This is a genomic window from Kineococcus halophytocola, assembly GCF_041276425.1.
Taxonomy (GTDB): Bacteria; Actinomycetota; Actinomycetes; order Actinomycetales; family Kineococcaceae; genus Kineococcus; species Kineococcus halophytocola.
The window spans coordinates 22,444-42,452 of record NZ_JBGFTU010000007.1 but is presented as its reverse complement, the minus strand read 5'-3'; the positions used below and the strand labels follow the sequence as shown (position 1 = coordinate 42,452).

Annotated in this window: 20 protein-coding genes and 1 tRNA gene; 3 read left to right on the top strand and 18 right to left on the bottom strand. The window is 73.5% G+C overall.

What is annotated here, in order from left to right; all coding sequences use genetic code 11:
• Window positions 1–6: 6 nt before the first annotated feature.
• The 4 genes from AB2L27_RS07450 to AB2L27_RS07435 all read right to left on the bottom strand — a co-directional run bounded on the left by AB2L27_RS07450 (window position 7) and on the right by AB2L27_RS07435 (window position 4,267).
• Window positions 7–912, bottom strand: a complete 906-nt coding sequence (locus AB2L27_RS07450; RefSeq protein ID WP_370440846.1) for a carbohydrate ABC transporter permease — start codon at window positions 910–912, stop codon at window positions 7–9.
• Window positions 905–1,867 (bottom strand): carbohydrate ABC transporter permease, encoded by a 963-nt coding sequence (locus tag AB2L27_RS07445; RefSeq protein WP_370440845.1) that lies wholly within the window; start codon window positions 1,865–1,867, stop codon window positions 905–907. Before AB2L27_RS07445 ends, AB2L27_RS07450 begins: the two co-directional genes overlap by 8 nt.
• Window positions 1,868–2,027: 160 nt before the next feature.
• Window positions 2,028–3,209, bottom strand: coding sequence for a Gfo/Idh/MocA family protein (locus AB2L27_RS07440; RefSeq protein WP_370440844.1), 1,182 nt, complete (start codon window positions 3,207–3,209; stop codon window positions 2,028–2,030).
• Window positions 3,206–4,267 (bottom strand): Gfo/Idh/MocA family protein, encoded by a 1,062-nt coding sequence (locus tag AB2L27_RS07435; RefSeq protein WP_370440843.1) that lies wholly within the window; start codon window positions 4,265–4,267, stop codon window positions 3,206–3,208. Before AB2L27_RS07435 ends, AB2L27_RS07440 begins: the two co-directional genes overlap by 4 nt.
• 130 nt (window positions 4,268–4,397) lie before the next feature.
• On the opposite strand from AB2L27_RS07435, the gene AB2L27_RS07430 reads away from it, so the two are divergent.
• On the top strand, window positions 4,398–5,429 hold the full coding sequence (locus AB2L27_RS07430; RefSeq protein ID WP_370440842.1) for a LacI family DNA-binding transcriptional regulator: 1,032 nt from the start codon (window positions 4,398–4,400) through the stop codon (window positions 5,427–5,429).
• 24 nt (window positions 5,430–5,453) lie between these two features.
• Here AB2L27_RS07430 and AB2L27_RS07425 read toward each other — a convergent pair whose 3' ends face one another.
• From AB2L27_RS07425 to eno, 11 genes are all read right to left on the bottom strand, one after another.
• Window positions 5,454–6,818, bottom strand: a complete 1,365-nt coding sequence (locus AB2L27_RS07425; RefSeq protein ID WP_370440841.1) for a cystathionine beta-synthase — start codon at window positions 6,816–6,818, stop codon at window positions 5,454–5,456.
• Window positions 6,819–6,857: 39 nt separating this feature from the next.
• Entirely contained in the window at window positions 6,858–7,292 is a 435-nt protein-coding gene (locus AB2L27_RS07420; RefSeq protein ID WP_370440840.1) for a Uma2 family endonuclease, read from the bottom strand.
• Window positions 7,293–7,340: 48 nt separating this feature from the next.
• Window positions 7,341–7,688 carry a hypothetical protein gene (locus tag AB2L27_RS07415; protein ID WP_370440839.1) on the bottom strand — a complete coding sequence of 116 codons (348 nt, stop codon included), beginning with the start codon at window positions 7,686–7,688 and terminating at the stop codon, window positions 7,341–7,343.
• Between the two features lie 11 nt (window positions 7,689–7,699).
• Window positions 7,700–8,536, bottom strand: a complete 837-nt coding sequence (locus AB2L27_RS07410; protein ID WP_370440838.1) for a Bax inhibitor-1/YccA family protein — start codon at window positions 8,534–8,536, stop codon at window positions 7,700–7,702.
• Between the two features lie 92 nt (window positions 8,537–8,628).
• Window positions 8,629–8,712: transfer RNA gene (locus tag AB2L27_RS07405), tRNA-Leu, on the bottom strand.
• A gap of 47 nt (window positions 8,713–8,759) precedes the next feature.
• Window positions 8,760–9,596, bottom strand: coding sequence for a uracil-DNA glycosylase (locus AB2L27_RS07400; RefSeq protein WP_370440978.1), 837 nt, complete (start codon window positions 9,594–9,596; stop codon window positions 8,760–8,762).
• A gap of 13 nt (window positions 9,597–9,609) precedes the next feature.
• Window positions 9,610–10,053 carry an SRPBCC family protein gene (locus tag AB2L27_RS07395; protein WP_370440837.1) on the bottom strand — a complete coding sequence of 148 codons (444 nt, stop codon included), beginning with the start codon at window positions 10,051–10,053 and terminating at the stop codon, window positions 9,610–9,612.
• A gap of 110 nt (window positions 10,054–10,163) precedes the next feature.
• Complete coding sequence (locus AB2L27_RS07390) at window positions 10,164–11,102, bottom strand: Ppx/GppA phosphatase family protein (protein ID WP_370440836.1); 939 nt, start codon at window positions 11,100–11,102, stop codon at window positions 10,164–10,166.
• Complete coding sequence (locus AB2L27_RS07385) at window positions 11,099–11,617, bottom strand: DUF501 domain-containing protein (protein ID WP_370440835.1); 519 nt, start codon at window positions 11,615–11,617, stop codon at window positions 11,099–11,101. Before AB2L27_RS07385 ends, AB2L27_RS07390 begins: the two co-directional genes overlap by 4 nt.
• Window positions 11,618–11,644: 27 nt before the next feature.
• Window positions 11,645–12,100 carry an FtsB family cell division protein gene (locus AB2L27_RS07380; protein ID WP_370440834.1) on the bottom strand — a complete coding sequence of 152 codons (456 nt, stop codon included), beginning with the start codon at window positions 12,098–12,100 and terminating at the stop codon, window positions 11,645–11,647.
• 207 nt (window positions 12,101–12,307) lie between these two features.
• Window positions 12,308–13,603: a phosphopyruvate hydratase gene (eno, locus tag AB2L27_RS07375; RefSeq protein WP_370440833.1), complete on the bottom strand. Its 1,296-nt coding sequence runs from the start codon at window positions 13,601–13,603 to the stop codon at window positions 12,308–12,310.
• A 159-nt stretch (window positions 13,604–13,762) separates the two neighbouring features.
• Between eno and AB2L27_RS07370 the strand changes: the two genes are divergently transcribed.
• A complete protein-coding gene (locus AB2L27_RS07370; protein ID WP_370440832.1) occupies window positions 13,763–14,032 on the top strand; it encodes a hypothetical protein in 270 nt (89 codons plus the stop codon).
• 29 nt (window positions 14,033–14,061) lie between these two features.
• Here the strand turns inward: AB2L27_RS07370 and AB2L27_RS07365 are convergent, their stop codons facing one another.
• Together AB2L27_RS07365 and AB2L27_RS07360 are read right to left on the bottom strand one after the other, a co-directional pair.
• Window positions 14,062–15,009 carry an ROK family protein gene (locus tag AB2L27_RS07365; RefSeq protein ID WP_370440831.1) on the bottom strand — a complete coding sequence of 316 codons (948 nt, stop codon included), beginning with the start codon at window positions 15,007–15,009 and terminating at the stop codon, window positions 14,062–14,064.
• A gap of 11 nt (window positions 15,010–15,020) precedes the next feature.
• Entirely contained in the window at window positions 15,021–15,668 is a 648-nt protein-coding gene (locus tag AB2L27_RS07360; RefSeq protein ID WP_370440830.1) for a nucleoside triphosphate pyrophosphohydrolase, read from the bottom strand.
• Window positions 15,669–15,743: 75 nt separating this feature from the next.
• On the opposite strand from AB2L27_RS07360, the gene AB2L27_RS07355 reads away from it, so the two are divergent.
• Complete coding sequence (locus AB2L27_RS07355; protein WP_370440829.1) at window positions 15,744–16,292, top strand: Uma2 family endonuclease; 549 nt, start codon at window positions 15,744–15,746, stop codon at window positions 16,290–16,292.
• Between the two features lie 3 nt (window positions 16,293–16,295).
• On the opposite strand, the gene mfd is transcribed toward AB2L27_RS07355, so the two are convergent.
• Window positions 16,296–19,883: a transcription-repair coupling factor gene (mfd, locus tag AB2L27_RS07350; protein WP_370440828.1), complete on the bottom strand. Its 3,588-nt coding sequence runs from the start codon at window positions 19,881–19,883 to the stop codon at window positions 16,296–16,298.
• Window positions 19,884–20,009 lie beyond the last annotated feature (126 nt).

The following is a 20,009-nucleotide window of genomic DNA, read 5'->3' as shown; positions in this document are numbered from 1 at the left end:
GGACGGTCACTTGCCGCCGGTGGTGGCGATCCCCTTGACCAGGAACCGCTGACCGAAGAGGAACACCAGGAACAGCGGCACGAGCGTCACGACGGACATCGCGAACATCGCGCCCCAGTTGCTGCCGCTGGTCGCGTCGAGGAAGCTCCTCAGCGCCACCGGGACGGTGTAGGCGTTCGGGTCGGTCAGGTAGATGAGCGGGGTGAAGAAGTCCGACCACGTCCAGATGAACGTGAAGATCGCCGTGGTGGCCAGCGCCGGCCCCATGAGGGGCAGCATGACCCGCAGGAAGATCCGGCCGTGGCCGCAGCCGTCGATGCGCGCCGCCTCGTCCAGTTCCCGGGGGATGCCGCGGATGAACTGCACCATGAGGAAGATGAAGAACGAGTCCGTGGCCAGGAACTTGGGCAGGATCAGCGGGACGAACGTGTTCACCCAGCCGAGGTTGTTGAACAGGATGTACTGCGGGACCAGGACCACGTGGATCGGGACCATGACCGTGACGAGCATGATCGAGAACCACAGCGTCTTGAAGCGGAACCGGCAGCGGGCGAAGGCGTAGGCGGCCAGCGAGCAGGCGAACAGGTTGCCCACCACGGCCCCGACGACGACGATGCCGGAGTTGATGATGTAGTGCCCGAACGGCCGGGCCAGGGCCGTCCACCCGTCCGTGTAGTTGTCGGTGAACAGCTCGTTGATCCACAGCCCCGGGGTCCGGAAGATCACCTCGGTCGGGCGGAACGAGGAGACCACCAGCCACAGCAGCGGGTAGATCATGAGGATGCTGACGGCGATCAGCACCAGGTGCTTGACCCAGGACCGGGCGGTGCGGGACGCGCGCCCCGGCCCTGCCGCCTGCTTCGCCCCGGGCGTCGTGGTCCTGGGGGCGGCACTCTCCTGCAGCTCAGTCATCGTAGAACACCCAGTACTTCGAGAGGAGGAAGTTGACGGCGGTCAGCACACCGACGATGAGGACCAGCAACCACGCCATCGCGGCCGCGTACCCCATCTGGAACTGAGCGAAACCCTTCTGGTACAGGTACAGCGAGTAGAACAGCGTGGAGTCCGCCGGCCCACCGGTCCCGGCCGAGACGACGAATGCCTGGGTGAAGGACTGGAAGGCGTTGATGAGCTGCAGCACGAGGTTGAAGAAGATGATCGGCGACAGCAGCGGCAGCGTGATCCGGCGGAACCGCGTCCACCGCGTCGCCCCGTCCACGGCCGCGGCCTCGTAGTACATCGCCGGGATCTGGCGCAGCCCGGCCAGGAAGATGACCATCGGGGACCCGAAGGTCCACACGTGCAGCAGGATGATCGTCCACAGCGCGTAGCTCGGGTCGGAGACCCAGCCCGTCGTGGACTCGATGCCCACCAGCCCCAGGACCTGGTTGACCAGGCCCTCGGTGCCGAACATCTGGCGCCACAGCAGGGCGATGGCGACCGACCCGCCCAGCATCGAGGGCAGGTAGAAGACGGAGCGGTACAGGGGGAGGCCGCGCATGCCGCGGTCCAGCACGACCGCCACCAGCAGGGCGAACGCCAGCTGCAGCGGCACGCCGACGGCCACGTAGACGAACGTGGTCTTCAGCGAGTTGTGCAACCGGGTGTCGCCGAGCATGTCGACGTAGTTCTGGACGCCGATCCACTCCGGCGGCTGCAGCAGGCTGTACCGCGTGAACGACAGGTACAGGCTGGCGATCAGCGGGCCCATCGTGATGACGACGAGGCCGATGAACCACGGGATGAGGAACAGGTACGCGGCCTTGTTGTCCCGGGTGTTCTCCCGGCGCAGGGCCGCCTTCTCCTCCGGGGTGCGCGACCGGCGCGAACCCGAGCGCAGGGAGGACAGTTCGGAGATGGCGCTCACCGCGGGACCCTCCCCCGGTGCGCGAGGACGGGGCGCGGGTGGGCCGGCGGTCGTGCGGGCCGTCGCTGGGACATGGGACACACCTCTGCGGTCGTCGTCGAGTCGAGGGGTGGTGCTGGGCGGTCGGGCCGGACCGGCCGGTCGGGCCCGGCCGGGTGGGTCAGGAGGTGGTGGACATCCGGTCCGTGACCCGTTGCGCGGGCAGCCCGCCGTCGAGGCTGCGGTAGAACGGGCTGTCCGGGGTGAGGTCGGTGCGCGCGACCGGCCTGCCCTCCAGCGCGGAGGCGTACAGGGCCGTGACGAGTTCCATCGTGGGCCGGGTGCTCGCCAGCGTGGTCGGGTGCGGCCGACCGGCGAGCAGGTCGCCCACGAGGTCGTGGATCTGGGCGGCGTGGTTGGACGGCACGTCCTCCCCCGCCGAGGCCGTCCAGACGTCGGGGGTCTCCAGGGCGTCGGTGGCCGCGGCCCCGCCCGCCCGGGCGGTGCCCGGGTCCGTCCCGTTGGCCGCCGCGGTCCCGGCGTCGGGCACCGGGAACCACGTCCAGTCGGTGTCGGTGTACCCGTAGAGGTGGTCGACCTCCAGGGTTCCGGCCGTAGTGTCGATCCGGATGCGGCTGACCTCGCGCGGGGACAGCAGGCTCGTCGTGATCGAGGCGACGGCCCCGCCGGCGAACGTGACCGAGGCCGTGGCGACGTCCTCGAACTCCACCGGCCGGGCGACCCGGCAGGCCCGGGCCTCCAGGGTGGTCCACTCCCCCAGCAGGTGCAGGAGCAGGTCGATCTGGTGGATGCCGTGCCCCAGGGTGGGGCCCCCGCCCTCCCCGGCCCAGTTCCCCCGCCACTGCGGGTCGAAGTAGCTGTCCGGGCGGTACCAGAGCGTCTCGCAGACCGCGACCTGCGCCACCCCGAGCGAGCCGTCGGCCAGGAGGCGGTGGGCGCGCTTGGCCCCGGACCCGTGGCGGTGCTGGAAGACGACGAACACCGCACCGGGGCTGCCCGCCTCGGCCCGGGCGATGCGGTCCATGTCGGCCAGGTTCACCGTCGGCGGTTTCTCCAGCAGCACCGAGGTCCCCTGCTCCAGCAGGGCCACGGTGGTGTCGGTGTGCGTGCCGGGCGGGGTGCAGACCGAGACGAGCTGGACGTCCCGGGCGGCCATCTCGGCCAGGGAGTCGCAGGCGAGGGCGCCGAGTTCGGCCGCGAACTCCTGCGCCGCCTCCGGGCGCACGTCGTGGACGGCCACGATCTCCACCCGCGGGTCGGCGGCGTAGGCGCGGGCGTGGGAGCGGGCGATGCCGCCGCAGCCGACGATCCCCACGCGCAGCGTCCCCTCGGCCCCGCTCACTGCGCCGCCCCCCGCACCCGCGCGTCGCGCTGGGCCACCAGGGCCAGGCGCATCACCTCGAACGTGTGCGCCTGGGGGCAGGCCGTCTCGGTCCGGTTCCGCACGTCGTGCACGAGGGCGGGGTAGTACGGCAGGTCGACGTCGGAGCAGTCGATGCGCTGGGTGGTCTCGCCGTCGACGAGGAACAGGTGGTCCCCGCCCTCGCGACCGGCCAGGTCGACGTACTTGCGCAGTTCGATGAAACCCTCGGTGCCCAGGATCGTCATGCGCCCGTCGCCCCACGTGGGCAGGCCCTGCGGGGTGTACCAGTCGACCCGCACGTACCCGTGGGCGTGCTCGGAGGCCAGGGTGACCTCCCCGAAGTCCTGCATCCCCGGGGAGTCGGGGTGGGTGTAGTTGGCGACGGTGCTGCTCACCACCTCCCCCGTGCTCGACCCGGTGTAGAAGAGGAACTGGTCGACCTGGTGGCTGGCGATGTCGGTGAGGATCCCGCCGGTGCGGTTCCGGTCGTAGAACCACTCCGGGCGGCCCTCGCCGCCGGCGAGGTGGGCGCGGTCGCCCTCGCGGTGCGGGCCGAGGCCGATCGTCTGCACGACGCGGCCGATGCGCCCGGCCTGCACGAGTTCCCCGGCCTTGACCGCGGCGCGGACCTCGAACCGTTCGGAGAACGTGACCGACCAGAAGCGGCCCGATTCGGCGACCGCCTTCTCGACCTCCTCGAGCTGGTCCAGGCTGATGCAGCCGGGTTTGTCGGCCACGACGTCCTTGCCGCTGCGCAGCGCGGTGACGGCGATCGGGCCCCGGCGGTCGGGGACGGCCGCGGTGACGATGAGGTCGATGTCGGGGTCGGTCAGCAACCGGTCGGCGTCCTCGAACCAGGGGACGTCGGGCCAGCGCTGGGCCACGGCCCGGGCCACCGAGGCCGACGGGTCGTCGGAGGCGAAACCCACGAGGTCGCACCCCTGGGCCAGCAGGCCGGCGATCTGCCCGAAGGCGTGAGCATGGTCGAGGCCGACGGCGGCGAACCGCACGGGTCGTCCGGGGTCTGGTGTGCTCACCGGGGTTTCCCTCTCCAGAGGCGGAGTCGACCACAGAGTGATCGATAATCTTCGTTGACTGCGGTTACTCTAGTTATCGATCACTCGGGGTGTCAACGAGTTCGGGAAACGGTTTCCAGAGAGGTGGACCGTGGGTCAGGACGGCGTGCGGACGAAGAAGGCGACCATCTACGAGGTCGCCGCCCTGGCCGGGGTGTCGCACCAGACGGTGTCGCGCTACCTGCGGGGCAACGGTGGCCTGCGCCCGGACACCGCCGAGCGGGTCGAGGCCGCGATCGGGCAGCTGAACTACCGCCCCAACCTCATCGCCCGGTCCATGCGCACCCGCCGCACCGGGCGCATCGCCCTGCTCGTGCCCTCCACGACGGGGCTGCCGCTGCGGCTCATCTCCGCCGCCATGTCGGTGGCCCACGAGGCCGGCTGGGCGGTGGACCTCATCGGCCGCGAGAACGCCGCCGGGGGGAACGACCACTGGCAGGAGGTCGCCGACTCCGGGGAGTTCGAGGGGGTCCTGGCCCTCGGGTCCGGCCCGCACACCCCCCGGGCCACCGGCACCACGGCCGTCGTGGCCGTGGCCAACTACGACGAGGAGCTGCACAGCCGCGGGGCGCTGGCCGACGGCGCGGCGTGCGGTCAGATCGTGCGGCACCTGGCCGACCTCGGCCACCGGCACCTCCTGCACGTCAGCGGGCCGGCCGACTACGCCTCGGCCCGCAACCGGCAGCAGACGTTCCTGGACACCACCGCCGAGCTGGGGTTGTCCGGCACCGTCGTGGCGGGCAGCTGGAAGGGCCGCTCCGGGCACGACGCGGTCATGGCCCTGCCGCGCGACACCCCGGTCACGGCCGTCGTCGCCGGCAACGACCACTCGGCGCTGGGGGCCATGCGCGCCGCCGTGGAACGCGGCTGGCGCATCCCCCGCGACCTCAGCGTCTTCGGCTGGGACGACCACGACTGCGGCCGGTACAGCACCCCGAGCCTGTCGACGGTGGCCAACGACGTCGAGCGCCAGGGCCGGGAGGGGGTGCAGCGCCTGCTCGCCCTCATCCGCGGGGAGGAACCCCCGGCCCCGGACCCGCGCTCGCTGCACACGTTCCTGCCGCGCGAGTCGGTCGGGCCCGCCCCACTCCGGCGGGCCCGGCTGCGTCCCGCGCACGAGTGACCCCGCGCGGGACGCAGCCCTCCGTCAGTGCGAGTGGGCCAGGTAGGCCAGCAGGTCGTGCCGGGTGATGACCCCCACCGGCTTGCCGTCCTCGACCACGACGGCCGCGTCGGCCGCGGTGAACACCTCGCGCGCATCGCTCACCGACTGCCCCGCCCCGACCAGGGGCAGCGGCGGGCCCATGTGCGCGCTGACGGCGTCGGACATCGCGGCCTTGCCGGTGAACAGCGCGTCCAGCACCGTGCGCTCGGTGACCGCCCCGGCGATCTCGCCGGCCATGACGGGCGGTTCGGCCCCCACGACGGGCAACTGGGAGACGCCGTACTCGCGCATGATCTCGATGACGTCGTGGACGGTCTCGGTCGGGTGCGTGTGCACGAGAGCGGGCAGGCCGGTCGTCTTCTGCCGCAGCACGTCACCGACCGTGCCGCCCTCCTCGGCGTCGAGGAAGCCGTAGGAGGCCATCCAGTCGTCGTTGAAGATCTTGCCCAGGTAACCGCGGCCGGAGTCCGGCAGCAGCACGACGACGACGTCGTCGGGGCCGAGGTCCTTCGCCGCCCGCAGCGCCGCGACGACGGCCATGCCGCAGGAGCCGCCGACGAGCAGGCCCTCCTCGCGGGCCATCCGGCGGGTCATGAGGAAGGACTCGGCGTCGGAGACGGCGATGATCTCGTCCGGGACCGAGGGGTCGTACGCCGTGGGCCAGAAGTCCTCCCCCACCCCTTCGACGAGGTAGGGCCGGCCCGTGCCGCCGGAGTACACCGACCCCTCCGGGTCGGCCCCGATCACCCGCACGGGGCCCTGCTCCTTGAGGTAGCGCCCGGTGCCCGTGATCGTCCCGCCGGTGCCCACACCGGTGACGAAGTGGGTGATCTTCCCCTCGGTGTCGGCCCAGATCTCCGGCCCGGTGGTCTCGTAGTGGCTGCGGGGGCCGTGGACGTTGGAGTACTGGTCGGGCTTCCAGGCGCCCTCGATCTCGCGCACGAGGCGGTCGGAGACCGAGTAGTAGGACTGCGGGTCCTCCGGCGGCACCGCCGTCGGGCACACGACGACCTCGGCGCCGTAGGCCTTGAGGACGTTGCGCTTGTCGACGCTGACCTTGTCGGGGCAGACGAACACGCACCTGTACCCGCGCTGCTGGGCGACGAGGGCGAGGCCGACGCCGGTGTTGCCGCTCGTCGGCTCGACGATCGTGCCCCCGGGCTTGAGGGACCCCTCGGCCTCGGCGGCCTCGATCATGCGGGTGGCGATGCGGTCCTTCACGGAGCCGCCGGGGTTGAGGTACTCGACCTTCGCCAGGACCGTGCAGGCCAGGCCCTCGGTCACCTTGTTGAGCTTGACCAGCGGGGTTCCGCCCACGAGGTCCACGACGGTCTCGGCGTAGCGCATGGGCCCATCATCGCGCACCGGCCGGGCGTCGCCGACGGGCTACCGCCAGAGGGCGGGCACGTCGATCTCACCGAGCCGGTCCCAGCCGGGCACGCGCAGGGGCGCCTCCCCCTGGACGACCTCGTCGTACTGACCGCCCCGGAGGGCGAAGGCGTAGAGGCGGTGGTCGCGGTGGTCCAGGATCCAGTGGTGCGCAGCGCCGAACCGGGCGTCGTCGCGCAGGGTGCGCACCCAGTCCTTCGACGCGTCACCGGGTGAGGTGACTTCCACGACGAGAGCGGGGGTCGTCTCGGTCCAGTTGACCCGCCGGTCGGCCGGCGCCTGGTCGAGGACCATCACGTCCGGCTGGTGCTCACGCTGCGTGCCCAGCGGGCGCCAGGCCCACTCCGTCACGGCGACGAAGCCCGCCCCCTCGAGGACGGCCCGGAGGTTGTCGGCGGCGTCCTGGTGCTCGAAGGTGCCCCGCGGCGTCACCGTGCAGGCCCGCCGCCGGGACAGGGGGAGCCATGCGGACGGCGGACGTCACAGCGCCCGGCGCACCGTCGTCAGCACCTCGTGGGCGGCGGCGAGCGCCGCGGCGTCACCGTGCCGCAGGACGTCGGCCCCCAGGACGGCGAGCTGGTCGCCGAGGCCGTGGGTGGCCAGCCGCGGCACGGGCCGCCGCGGCTGCCCCTCGGCGTCGGCGGCGAGGTCGGCCAGGTCCTGCGCGGCCGCGCGGACGACGTCGGCGGCGCTGAGCTCCTCCCCGGGCCGGGCGCGGTCCAGGCGGGCCAGGGGCAGACCCCGGATGCGGTCGGTCTGCAGGGCCAGGACGCGCGAGAGCTCGGTGCGCCGGGACTCCGGCGCACCGAGCTCGTCGGTGATGCTCACGCTGCTGGGGGTCAGTCGTTGCCCCGCAGGATGGCGATGAGACGCAGGATCTCCAGGTACAGCCAGACCAGCGTCACCATGAGGCCGAAGCCGGCGCGCCAGGACTCCCTGACCGGCAGCCCGTTCTTGATGCCCTGCTCGATGTAGTCGAAGTCCAGGACGAGGAACAGCGAGGCCAGCACGACCCCGAAGGCGCTGACGAGGATCGCCAGCGGCCCGCCGCCGGAGTAGATGCTGGCACCGGTGAAGGCCCACAGGCCGAGGTTGACCAGCCCGAAGACGAGGTACCCCACGCCCGCGATGAGCAGGATCTTGGTGAACCGGGGGCTGTTGCGGATGATCCCCGTCTTGTAGGCCAGGAGCATCCCGGCGAACGCGGCGAGGGTGCCGAGGACGGCCTGCCCGACGATCCCGTCGTGGAGCGAGGCGTAGAACGTCGAGATGGCGCCGACGAAGACGCCCTCGAGGGCCGCGTAGGCGAACATGACGCCCGGGCGGACCTTCTTGGACACCTGCGCCCAGATGCCGAGGACCATGGCGATCAGGGCCGGGACGATGACGAGCCCGAAGCCCAGGGTGGTGCGCGTGACGCCGAGGTACCCGGCGCCGGCCCCCACGAGCAGGACGGCGAACAGGGCCGCCGTGCGCAGGACGACGTCGTCGAGGGTCATGCGGCCCGACTGCGCCGCGGTGGCGGACGGCTTCTGGTACCAGTCCTCCAGCGTGCGCGCCGAGGCGTCGGGGGCGTCGGTGGGACGCCGCTGCGCCGAGCTGGGCGCGTCGAACGTCGCGTAGCCGTTGCGCTTCCACTCGTTGCTGCGTGCGAAGACCGGGTTCTTGCTCTCCATGGCTCCCCTCCGGAGCGGGTGCTGTCGAGGGTGCCAACGCCCCGGACCCGGGAACGGTTCCGGACAGGGGTCACAGGATCATCACGATGGGGTACCCGGGACGGGGATCGAACCCGCACGCCGCGAACGGCCCGGGGGTTTAAGCCCCGTGCGCCTACCAGTTACGCCACCCGGGCTCTCGCCCACCACCGCGTGCGGTCATTCTGGCAGCCGCGCCGGCCCCTCAGGACCGGGCGGTGCACCCCACCCCGGCGGCCCGCGCGACGACGGCGTCGAGCATGGCCTCGGTGAGCCGGCCGGTGGAGGTGTTCTGCTGGCTGACGTGGTAGCTGCCGAGCAGCAGGACGGGCCCGTGCGGCCCGCCCAGCTCCGCCTCGGCCCCGTGACCGAAGCGGGGCTGCGGGCGCGGGACGTCCCAGCCGGCGCGGCGCACGGCGCGCAGGGCGCTGGCCCAGGCGAAACCCCCCAGGGCCAGCACCACCCGCAGGTCGGTCGCCACCAGCGCCAGCTCGGCGTCCAGCCAGCCCGCGCAGGTGTCCCGCTCGGTGGTCGTCGGCCGGTTGTCCGGCGGCGCGCACCGCACGGGGGCCACGATCCGGGTACGGTGCAGCTCCAGGCCGTCGGCGGCGTGCACCGACGTGGGCCGGTTCGCCAGGCCCGCGCGGTGCAGGGCGCGCACGATCCAGTCCCCGGACCGGTCGCCGGTGAAGACCCGGCCCGTGCGGTTGCCCCCGTGCGCCGCCGGGGCCAGCCCCCAGAGCAGGACGTGCGGGTCCGGGACCCCCAGGCTCGGCACGGGACGCCCCCAGTACGGCTCCCCGCGGTAGGCGCGCCGCTTGTCGCGGGCGACGTCCTCGCGCCAGGCCACCAGCCGCGGGCAGGCCCGGCACACGCAGCTGCGCGCGGACAGCTCGGCCAGGTCGGTGCGCGCCAGCTCGCGGACCTGCGCGGCCGAGCGCGCCACCGGCGTCGCCGGCCCCGAGGGGTCCCCCGGCCACCCGGTGCCCGGCGGGACCGGGGAGGTGAACGGCTCCCCCGTCCCGGGGTGCTCGGCCGGCAGGCTCACCGGGTGGTCACCGGGCCACGGCGTCGGCGAGGTTGTCCAGCAGCTCGCCGTAGATGCGGTCCAGGCCGCGGGGGGCGAAGGTGCGCTCGAAGAACCCGCCGATGCCCGAGGCGCCGGTCCACTCGCTCGTCACGACGACCTCGGAGGCGTCCGGGCCGTCGTCCTCCACCCGCCACGTCGTCACCAGGCTGGAGTTCGCGTCGCTCTCCACGAGGGCGTGCCGGTCGGTCGCGGTGACGACGGCGAGCACGTCGCGCACCCGCTTCTTCGTGGCGTGCAGCTTCCACCGGACCTCCGTGCCCGCCCCCTGACCGCCCTCGATCACCTCGTAGTCGGTGAACTGCTGGGGCAGCAGGTGCGGCCGCGTCCCGCGGTAGTCGGCCAGTGCGGCGAGGACGCGCTCGGCGGGCGCGTCGATGCGTCGAGTGGTCGTGGCGGTCACGGTGCTCATGCGTCCCACCCTGCCAGACCCGCGCCCGGCTGCCGGGCACCGTGACGGGCGGCACGCGGCGCGCCCCGCTCCCGGCCCTGCGCGTCGACGATCCCCCGGCGCAGGACGCCTCAGAGGGTGCGGGCGAGGGCGACGGCGATGCCGTCGAGGATGTCGTGCTCGCTCGTGACGACCTCGGTGAGGCCGGCCCGCTCGGCGACGTGCTCCAGCACGCTGGCCCACACGAGCGCGCCGGCGCCGATGACGTCGACGCGGCCGGGGTGGACGAAGGGCATCGCGGCGCGCTCGGCGCGCGTGGCCCGCAGCAGCCGGTCGCAGGCGGCGAGCACCTGCCCGATCGGCAGCCGGACGCCGTGCAGGCAGCCGGGGACGTACTCGGTGAGGTCGACCGCGGCGGCGGTGAGCGTCGTGACGGACCCGGCGACACCGACCAGCGTGCGCGCCCGCTCGACCGGGACGTCGCCGCCCGCCAGCACGGCCCGCACGTCGGCCCGGGCCGCGGCGACCTCGTCGGCCGTCGGGGGGTCGCTGTGCAGGTGCCGCTCGGTCATCCGGACCGAGCCCACGTCCAAGGACCGGGCCGCACGCACGACGTCGCCGCCGAGGACCAGCTCGGTGGAGCCCCCGCCGAGGTCGACGACGAGGTACGGGGACTCCTCGGGCGCGAGGTCGGCCGTGGCGCCGGCGAAGCTCAGCGCGGCCTCCTCCTCGCCGGTGACGACGTCGGGGTCGACCCCGAGCCGGGCGCGGACCCCGGCGGCGAACTCCTCCCGGTTGGACACGTCGCGGGAGGCGGACGTCGCGACGAACCGGACGGCCTCGGGGGCGTGCCGGGCGACGAGCTCGGCGGCGCGGTCGAGCGCGGCGAACGTCCGCTGCAGCGCCTCGGGCGCGAAGGCCCCCGTCCGGTCCACGCCCTGGCCGAGGCGGACGATCTCCATCGTCCGTTCCAGCTCGCGCGCCGTCCCCGTGACGGGGTCGACGTCGGCCACGAGCAGGCGCAGCGAGTTCGTCCCGCAGTCGAGCGCGGCGACCCGGCGGGTGCTCACGCGTCGGCCGGGGTGTGCGGGCAGGTGGCGGGCCAGCCGCCGTCGGCGGCGAGCCGTCCCAGCGTCTCGTCGCCGATGGGGTTCACGCCCGGCCCGGCGGCCAGGGCGTGCCCGACGAGGGCGTGCAGGCACTTCACGCGGGTCGGCATCCCGCCGCAGGAGATGCCCGCGATCTCGGGGACGTCGGCGTCGCCCAGCGCGGCGCGCCGGCGCAGCAGGTCCTCGTGGGCGCGCCGGTACGCGGCGGCCAGCTCGGCGTCGGTCTCGATCCGCTCGGTCATCTCGCGCATGAGACCCGAGGCCTCCAGGGTGCTGATGGCCCCCGCGGCGATCGGGTCGACGAGGTAGTAGGTCGTGGGGAACGGGGTGCCGTCGGGCAGGCGGGGGGCGGTCTCGACGACGTCGGGCCGCCCGCACGCGCAGCGGTGGGCGATGCCGACGACACCGCGCGGGACCCGGCCCAGCCGGCCGGCGATGCTGTCCAGGTCGGCCTGGGTGGCGGGGGTCGGGCTCACGGCCTGCCTTCTCGAACGGGTGCGGGTCTAGGGGGTGGAACCGGAGCCGGACGACCCCAGCCCCGGGGTGCTCGGCGGGGGCGCCTCGTCGGGGTTGCCGGCCAGCCGCAGGGACTCCCAGACGTTCTCGTACCAGGCCGCGGACGGCTTGGGCACGGTCGTCGCGGTCTCCTGCGGGGAGACCCGGTCGGCGTCGCTGTGGCCGTCGACGACGTAGGGCACCTCACCGGGCATGACGTAGCGGAGCCGGTCGCGCGCCTGGGTGCGGACGTAGGCGTCGTCGCCCCAGCGGGCCTGCTCGGCCCGCGCCGCGGCCAGGTCCTGCTGCTGCTGGGAGATCTGGGCGTTCAGCCGCCCGATCTCCGAGCGCTGCTCCAGCCACTTCTGCAGGCTGGGGACCAGGAAGATCGCCAGCAGCAGCACGACCGCGGACAGGACGAGGACCCGGGGCCCGTGGGTGCGGCGGCGGTCGGCCGCGCTCATGGTCGCGGCGCTGCGGCCGCGGGCGGCCGGTGCCGGACGCGACCCGCTGCGGGTGCCGCCGGGACCGCGCCCGGCGCCGGGGCGCGCGTTCTGCCGGGGTGCGCCACCGCGCCCCGCGGCCCCCGCCGAGCGGGAGGGGCTGCGGGGCGCAGTCGGACGTCGCGTCGCCATGGGGTCCAGCTTCTCCCGGAGGCGTCGATCGAGCGGTCAGGCGCGCCCGGTGAAACCGGCCGAGCGGGGGAACGCCTTGGCCCCGGCGTAGCGGGCCGCGTCGTCCAGCTCCTCCTCGATGCGCAGGAGCTGGTTGTACTTCGCGACGCGCTCGGAGCGGGCCGGGGCACCGGTCTTGATCTGGCCCGAACCCACCGCGACGGCCAGGTCGGCGATGGTGGTGTCCTCGGTCTCGCCCGAGCGGTGGCTCATCATCGTGGTGAACCCGCTGCGGTGGGCCAGGTCGACGGCGTCGAGGGTCTCGGTGAGCGAGCCGATCTGGTTGACCTTCACCAGCATCGAGTTGCCCGCGCGCAGGTCGATGCCCTTCTGCAGGCGCTCGGGGTTGGTGACGTACAGGTCGTCACCGACGAGCTGCAGCTTGCCGCCGAGCGCGGTGGTGATGTGCACCCAGCCGTCCCAGTCGTCCTCGGACAGCGGGTCCTCGATGGAGACCAGCGGGTACTCCGAGACCAGACCCTCGTAGTAGGTCGTCATCCACTCCGCCGAGCGCTTGGAGCCCTCGAAGTCGTAGCCGCCCTCGCCGAAGAACTCCGTCGCGGCGACGTCGAGCGCCAGCGCGATGTCGCGGCCCGGGGTGAACCCGGCCTTGCCGATCGCCTCGAGGATGAGGTCCAGGGCGTCCTTGTTGCTCGGCAGGTCGGGGGCGAACCCGCCCTCGTCGCCCAGGCCGGTGGCCAGGCCGCGGGACTTCAGGACCGACTTCAGCGCGTGGTACGTCTCCGCGCCCCAGCGCAGGGCCTCGCGGAAGGAGGCCGCGCCGACGGGGGCGATCATGAACTCCTGGATGGCCACACCGGTGTCGGCGTGCGCGCCGCCGTTGACGATGTTCATCATCGGCACGGGCAGGACGTGGGCGTTCGGGCCACCGAGGTAGCGGAACAGCGGCAGGTCCGCGGCCGAGGCGGCGGCCTTGGCCACGGCCAGGGAGACGCCGAGGATCGCGTTGGCGCCGAGGCGGTTCTTGTTCGGGGTGCCGTCCAGGTCGAGCATGACCTGGTCGATGAGGCGCTGCTCGTGGGCGTCGTGGCCGACGAGGGCCGGCCCGACCTCCTCGATGACGGCCTCGACGGCCTGCTCCACGCCCTTGCCCAGGTAGCGGCCCTTGTCGCCGTCGCGGCGCTCGTTGGCCTCGTAGGCGCCGGTGGAGGCGCCCGAGGGCACCGCCGCCCGCGAGAAGGTCCCGTCGTCGAGCAGGACCTCGACCTCGACGGTGGGGTTGCCGCGCGAGTCAAGGATCTCGCGAGCTCCGACGGCCTCGATGGTGGCCACGCGCACTCCTCGTGCTTCTCGATGTCGTCTCAGGGTGTTCCTGCGGTGGTGCGGCCCGAGCCTAGTCGCCCCGCCCCGGCGGGGAACCACCGCCCGAGCCCGGACGTCCCCCCGGCAGCGACCCGGACGGGCCGGACGACGAGACGGAGGGTGCAGCTCATGAGCGAGGCCGACAACGCGTGGCGCATCGAGGTGGACGGCGCGCAGCACGACGTGGACGTCGACGTCAGCACGATGACCGGCAAGATCGTCGTGCGGCTGAACGGCGAGGTGCTGGAGGAGGACCGGATCTGGTTCTCCGACAAGCAGATCCGCTTCCCGCTCGGCGCCCACGAGGTCCAGGTCGAGGTCGACCACGCCTACGGGGGCTTCTCGACCCGGTCCGCGCTGCGCCTGGACGGGCGGCACGTGGAGCCGCTGCGGCGCTGAGCGCGGCCCCCCGGCCGGGCGCTCGCGGCTCAGCCCGCGAGCGCCGTCCAGCCCAGCCGCCCGGCGCCGAGGAGGCCCGACCCGCGCGGCAGCGCCGAGGCCGTGATGCGCACGTCGGCCAGGTGCGGGTAGACCGCCAGCTCGGCGTAGGCGCGGCGCAGCGGGTCCAGCAGGACGTCCCCGGCCGCGGCGACCCCGCCGCCCACGACGACGTCGGTGAGGTCCAGGAGGGCGGCGGCCGACAGGAACGCCGAGGCCAGGGCGCGGGTGCCGGCGGCGATGACGGCGGTGGCGATGACGTCGCCGTCGCGCGCGTCCGCGGTGAGCGCCTTGGCGTCGGCGTCCTCCCCCACGCGCCAGCCCTGCGCGTGGGCGGCGCGGACCATGGCGGGGCCGCTGGCGTAGGCCTCCACGACCCCGGCGGCGCCCGAGCCGGGCAGCAGCTCACCGTCGAGGACGACACCGACGTGGCTGATGAACCCGGCGTTGCCGGTCTTGCCGCCGAGGACGCGGCCGTCGAGGACGATGCCGCCGCCGATCCCGGTGGACACGACGACGCCCATCATCGCCGGGGACCCGGCCGCCGCGCCGATCCACTGCTCGGCGGCGGCGAAGCACTGCCCGTCCTGGGCCAGGGCGCCGGTGACCGGCCGGCCGAGCACCCGCGTGGCGGTCGCGGTGACGTGCTCCACGAGGGGGAACCCGCGCAGGGAGGCGATGTTGACCGGGTGCACGGTCCCGGTGCCGGTGTCGACCGGGCCGGCCGAGCCGATGCCGACGACGTCGGCCACCTCCAGGTCCCCGGCGCGGGCGTCGGTGAGGACGTCGGTGACCAGGGTGGACAGCGCGGCCCCCACGGCGGCGGCGTCGTGGGCGTCGGTGGGGACCTCGCGGTCGTGGCGCACGGTGCCGTCGGCGGCGACGAGCCCCGCGGCGATCTTGGTGCCACCGATGTCGATGGCCAGCACGTGGGTCACGAGCCGGGACCCTACCGAGCGGCGCCCTCGGCCCGGCGGGCCTGAACCTCCAGCGCCCGTGTCGCGGTGCGCAGGGCCGCCTCGGGGTCGACCCCGGCGGCGCGGGCCCGGCGGACGAGCCTCAGCAGCTCCGCCCCCACCTGCTCCTCGGTGAGCTCCTCCCCCGGCTCGTCGGGGTCGTCCAGGCCGCCCCGCTGCAACCGCCCCAGGACCTTCTCGGCGCGGGCGAGGGCCGGCAGCTGCAGCGGGATGCCGTCCAGGACGCTGGCCCGGCGCTTCTCGGTCGCCTTGATGGCGTCCCAGCCGGCCTGCAGGTCCTCCGCGGCGGCCTGCCCGGCGAAGACGTGCGGGTGGCGCCGTTCCAGCTTCGCGACGAGGGTCGCGGCGACGTCGTCGATGTCGAACGGCTGCTGCGGGTCCTCCTGCGCGACGCGGGCGTGGAAGACGACCTGCAGGAGCACGTCCCCGAGCTCCTCGCGCAGGTCCTGGCGGGTGCCGTTCTCGACGGCGTCGACGACCTCGTAGCTCTCCTCCACGAGGTACGGCAGCAGGGAGGTGTGGGTCTGCTGCGCGTCCCACGGGCAGCCGCCGGGTGAGCGGAGCCGGTCCATGACGGCGACGAGGTCGAGCAGGGCGCTACCGGGGACGGCGGGGGTCATGGCGCCACGGTACGAGTGCCCCGCGGTGGGCCGGCGATCTACCATCGGCGCAGGACGCAGGAGGAGGCGAGGGCGATGACGGTGACCACGCCGGTGCCCGCTGGCGAGCCCATGACCTGGGACGAGTACGAGGCCCTGCCGGAGGACCCCCACCGTGAGTACATCGACGGAGTCGTCGTCGTGACCCCCAGCCCCGACCTGGACCACCAGGACATCTCGTTCGAGCTCCTGAGCCGGTTGCGCGACGTGCTCCCTCCCACGCACAGGGCGACCTTCGCGTGGGCGTGGAAGGCGGGGAAGGACGAGTTCATCCCGGACATCATGGTGTGGGCTCGCACCGATGAGACCGGGAAGAAGCGGTTCACCGGTACCCCTGCGCTGGTGGTGGAGGTCCTGTCCACCAACCGCCGCGACGACCTGCTGCTGAAGATGGCGAAGTACGCCGCGGCGGGGCTGCCGAACTACTGGATCGTCGACCCCCGCGAGCGCACGCTCTCCGTCCACGTCCTCGACGACAGCGGCGTGTTCCGCGCCGACCGGGTCCTGCGGGACGGCGAGCCCGCCGTCCCGCTGACGTTCGGCCCGGCGAGCCTCGTCGTGGACCTCGGTTCGCTGCTGCCGTAGCGCCTACCGCGCGCCCGCCGCCGCGACGGACGCGGGCTGCTCCAGCAGCACCGCGTTCACGAACTCCGTCGCCCACGCCAGGATCTCCGCATCCCGCAACGGCTTGCCGCCGATGCGCGCGGTCATGGGCGCGGGCACGAGGGCGACGTCGAGGGCGGGTTTGAGGATCGTCCCCGGGTACAGCCGCTTGAGGCGCAGCTCCCGCGACTCCGGCAGGTTCACCGGAGCGAACCGCACCTGCTTGCCCATGAGGGCGACCTCGCGCAGGCCGCCCTGGCGGGCGGCGATGCGGAACTTCGCCACCTCCAGCAGGTTGAGCACCGGCTGCGGCGGGGTGCCGTACCGGTCGACGAGCTCGGCGTGCAGGTCCACGAGGTCCTGCGCCGAGTCGGCTGCGGCCAGGCGCCGGTAGGCCTCCAGGCGGAGCCGTTCGGAGGGGACGTAGTCGTGCGGCAGGTGCGCGTCGACGGGCAGCTCGATCTTGACCTCGGTGGGTTCGGGTTCGGCGTCCTCGTTCGCCGCGCCGGGCACCTTGTTGCGCACGTCGGCCACCGCGTCGGCCACCATCCGCATGTACAGGTCGAAACCCACGCCGGCGATGTGGCCGGACTGCTCACCACCCAGCATGTTCCCGGCCCCGCGGATCTCCAGGTCCTTCATCGCCACGGCCATGCCCGAGCCGAGGTCGGTGTGCTGGGCGATGGTGGCGAGCCGGTCGTGCGCGGTCTCGGTGAGGGGTTTCTCCGGCGGGAACAGGAAGTAGGCGTACGCCCGCTCCCGGCCGCGGCCCACGCGACCGCGCAGCTGGTGCAGCTGCGACAGGCCCATGGTGTCGGCGCGCTCGACGATGAGGGTGTTGGCGTTGGAGATGTCCAGGCCCGTCTCGACGATCGTCGTGCAGACGAGGACGTCGAAGCGCTTCTCCCAGAAGTCCACGACCACCTGCTCCAGGCGGTGCTCGCCCATCTGCCCGTGCGCGGTGGCGATGCGCGCCTCGGGGACGAGTTCCTTCAGCCGGGCCGCGGTCCGCTCGATGGAGGAGACGCGGTTGTGGACGTAGAACACCTGCCCCTCGCGCAGCAGCTCGCGCCGGATCGCGGCGGTGACCTGCTTCTCCTCCTGCCCGCCGACGTAGGTCAGGACGGGGTGGCGCTCCTCCGGCGGGGTCGCCAGCGTCGACATCTCGCGGATGCCGGTGACCGCCATCTCCAGGGTGCGCGGGATGGGGGTGGCGCTCATGGCGAGGACGTCGACGTTGGTGCGCAACGTCTTCAGCGCCTCCTTGTGCTCGACGCCGAACCGCTGCTCCTCGTCGACGACGACGAGGCCGAGGTCCTTGAACTTGACCTCCCCCGACAGCAGGCGATGGGTGCCGATGACGACGTCGACGGACCCGTCGGCCAGGCCCGCGATCGTCTCCTTGGCCTCGGCGCCGGGGGTGAACCGCGACAGGGGTTTGACCGACACGGGGAACTGGGCGTACCGCTCGGCGAACGTCTTGTAGTGCTGCTGCACGAGCAGCGTCGTCGGCACGAGCACGGCGACCTGCTTGCCGTCCTGGACGGCCTTGAACGCCGCGCGCAGGGCGATCTCCGTCTTGCCGTACCCGACGTCCCCGCAGATGAGCCGGTCCATCGGGGTCGACTTCATCATGTCGGCCTTGACCTCGTCGATGCTGACGAGCTGGTCGGGCGTCTCGACGTAGGCGAACGCGTCCTCCAGCTCGCGCTGCCACGGCGTGTCCGGGCCGAACTGGTACCCCTTGGTCGCCATCCGCGCCGAGTACAGCCGGATGAGGTCACCGGCGATCTCCTTGACCGCCTTGCGCGCCTTGCTCTTGGTCTTGGCCCAGTCCGAGCCGCCCATCTTCGACAACGTCGGCGCCTCGCCGCCGGTGTAGCGGGTGACCTGGTCCAGGGTGTCGGTCGGCACGAACAGCCGGTCCCCCGGCTGGCCTCGCTTGCTGGAGGCGTACTCCAGGACGAGGTACTCGCGGGTGGCGCCCTGGATCGTGCGCTGGACCATCTCCACGAACCGGCCGATGCCGTGCTGCTCGTGGACGACGAAGTCGCCCGGGCGCAGCGACAACGGGTCGACGGCGTTGCGGCGACGGCGCGGAGCCATGCGCCGCATGTCCTTCGTCGACTGACCGCCGACGCCGGTGATGTCGGCCTCGGTGACGAGCGCGGCCTTGAGGGACTCGGCGACGAAGCCGTGCTCGACGCTGGCCGTCGTCACGGTGACGACCGCGGGCGCGGGTTCCTCCACGAGGTCGTCGACGAGGCGGGCCGGGACGTCCTCGCCCGACAGCATCTCCACCAGCCGCTTGGCCGGCCCGTGCCCCTCGGTGGTCACGACGATGCGCCAGCCCGCCGAGGCCAGGTCGCGCAGCTCGTGCAGCGCCTTCTCCGTCTCCCCCCGGTACCCGGCGAGGTCGCGCGCGCCGACGCGCAGGATCCGCACGTCCTCCAGGTCGCGCAGCTCCTCGTCCTCGACCAGGGAGGTGATGGACCACCACGGCCGGCCCGTCGCCTCGGCGTGCGCGCGCACCTCGGCCAGCGAGGCGAAGGAGGAGGCCCCCAGGTCCACGGGCGTCGCCCCGCCGGCGGCGGCGTTCATCCACGCCGCGTCGAGGAACTCCGCCCCCGTGGCCACGAGGTCGTGGGCGCGGGCGCGGACCTTCTCCGGGTCGGCCAGCACGACGTGGGTGCCGGCGGGCAGGACGTCCAGCAGCGGTTCCATGCCGTCGACGAGGGCGGGCGCCAGGGACTCCATGCCCTCCACGGCGATGCCCTCGGCGAGCTTGGCCAGGACGTCGGCCGCGCCGGGCAGCGTGTCGGTCAGCGCCCGGGCGCGCTCGCGGACGGCGTCGGTGAGCAGCAGCTCCCGGCACGGCGGGGCCCACACGCCGTCGGACTCCTCCTCCAGCGTGCGCTGGTCGGCCACGGAGAAGGAGCGGACCTCCTCGACCTCGTCGCCGAAGAACTCCACGCGCAGCGGGTGCGGGCGGGTGGGCGGGAAGACGTCGAGGATGCCGCCGCGCACGGCGAACTCCCCGCGGCGTTCGACCATGTCCACGCGCGTGTACGCCGCGGCCGCCAGCGCGGCGACGGTGGCGTCCAGGCCCACCTCGTCACCCCGTCGCAGGCGCACCGGTTCCAGGTCCGCCAGCCCCTTGACCAGCGGCTGCAGGACGGCCCGCACGGGGGCGACGACGACGCGCACCTCCCCCGCCGCCGGGTCATCGGGCGAGGGGTGGGCCAGGCGCCGCAGCACCGACAGGCGCTGGGCGACGGTGTCGCTGCGCGGGGAGAGGCGTTCGTGCGGGAGCGTCTCCCACGCCGGGAACTCCGCGACCTGGTCGTGCGGCAGGTAGCAGCGCAGCCAGGTGGCCATGTCCTCGGACTCGCGCCCGGTCGCGGTGACGACGAGGAGGGGGCGCTCGGCGGCGAAGGCGGCCACGAGCGCGGGCCGCACCCCCAGCGGGGCGACGACGTCGAGGGCGCTGCTGCCGCCCTCGCGGGCGGTCTGGACGGCCGCGCGGACGGCGGGTTCGGTGCGCAGGACGTCGAGCAGGCCGGTGAGGCTCACGAACACTCCGGGGTGAGGTCGAACGGGTGCAACGGGCGCACGGGTGGTGGGGTCCGGGCGGTGCCTCCAGCCTACGACCGCCCTGCGACACGGGCCCGGTCGCGGCGAGGCCACCGGGGACGGCGA

Excerpts from the sequence above, each read along its gene's own strand:
- AB2L27_RS07410 (WP_370440838.1), bottom strand. The coding sequence starts at position 8,536 with ATGGAGAGCAAGAACCCGGTCTTCGCACGCAGCAACGAGTGGAAGCGC.
- AB2L27_RS07360 (WP_370440830.1), bottom strand. The coding sequence starts at position 15,668 with ATGACCCCCGCCGTCCCCGGTAGCGCCCTGCTCGACCTCGTCGCCGTC.
- AB2L27_RS07450 (WP_370440846.1), bottom strand. The coding sequence starts at position 912 with ATGACTGAGCTGCAGGAGAGTGCCGCCCCCAGGACCACGACGCCCGGG.
- AB2L27_RS07380 (WP_370440834.1), bottom strand. The coding sequence starts at position 12,100 with ATGAGCGCGGCCGACCGCCGCCGCACCCACGGGCCCCGGGTCCTCGTC.
- AB2L27_RS07395 (WP_370440837.1), bottom strand. The coding sequence starts at position 10,053 with ATGAGCACCGTGACCGCCACGACCACTCGACGCATCGACGCGCCCGCC.
- AB2L27_RS07425 (WP_370440841.1), bottom strand. The coding sequence starts at position 6,818 with ATGCGCTACGCCGAGACCGTCGTGGACCTCGTGGGCGGAACCCCGCTG.
- AB2L27_RS07370 (WP_370440832.1), top strand. The coding sequence starts at position 13,763 with ATGAGCGAGGCCGACAACGCGTGGCGCATCGAGGTGGACGGCGCGCAG.
- AB2L27_RS07355 (WP_370440829.1), top strand. The coding sequence starts at position 15,744 with ATGACGGTGACCACGCCGGTGCCCGCTGGCGAGCCCATGACCTGGGAC.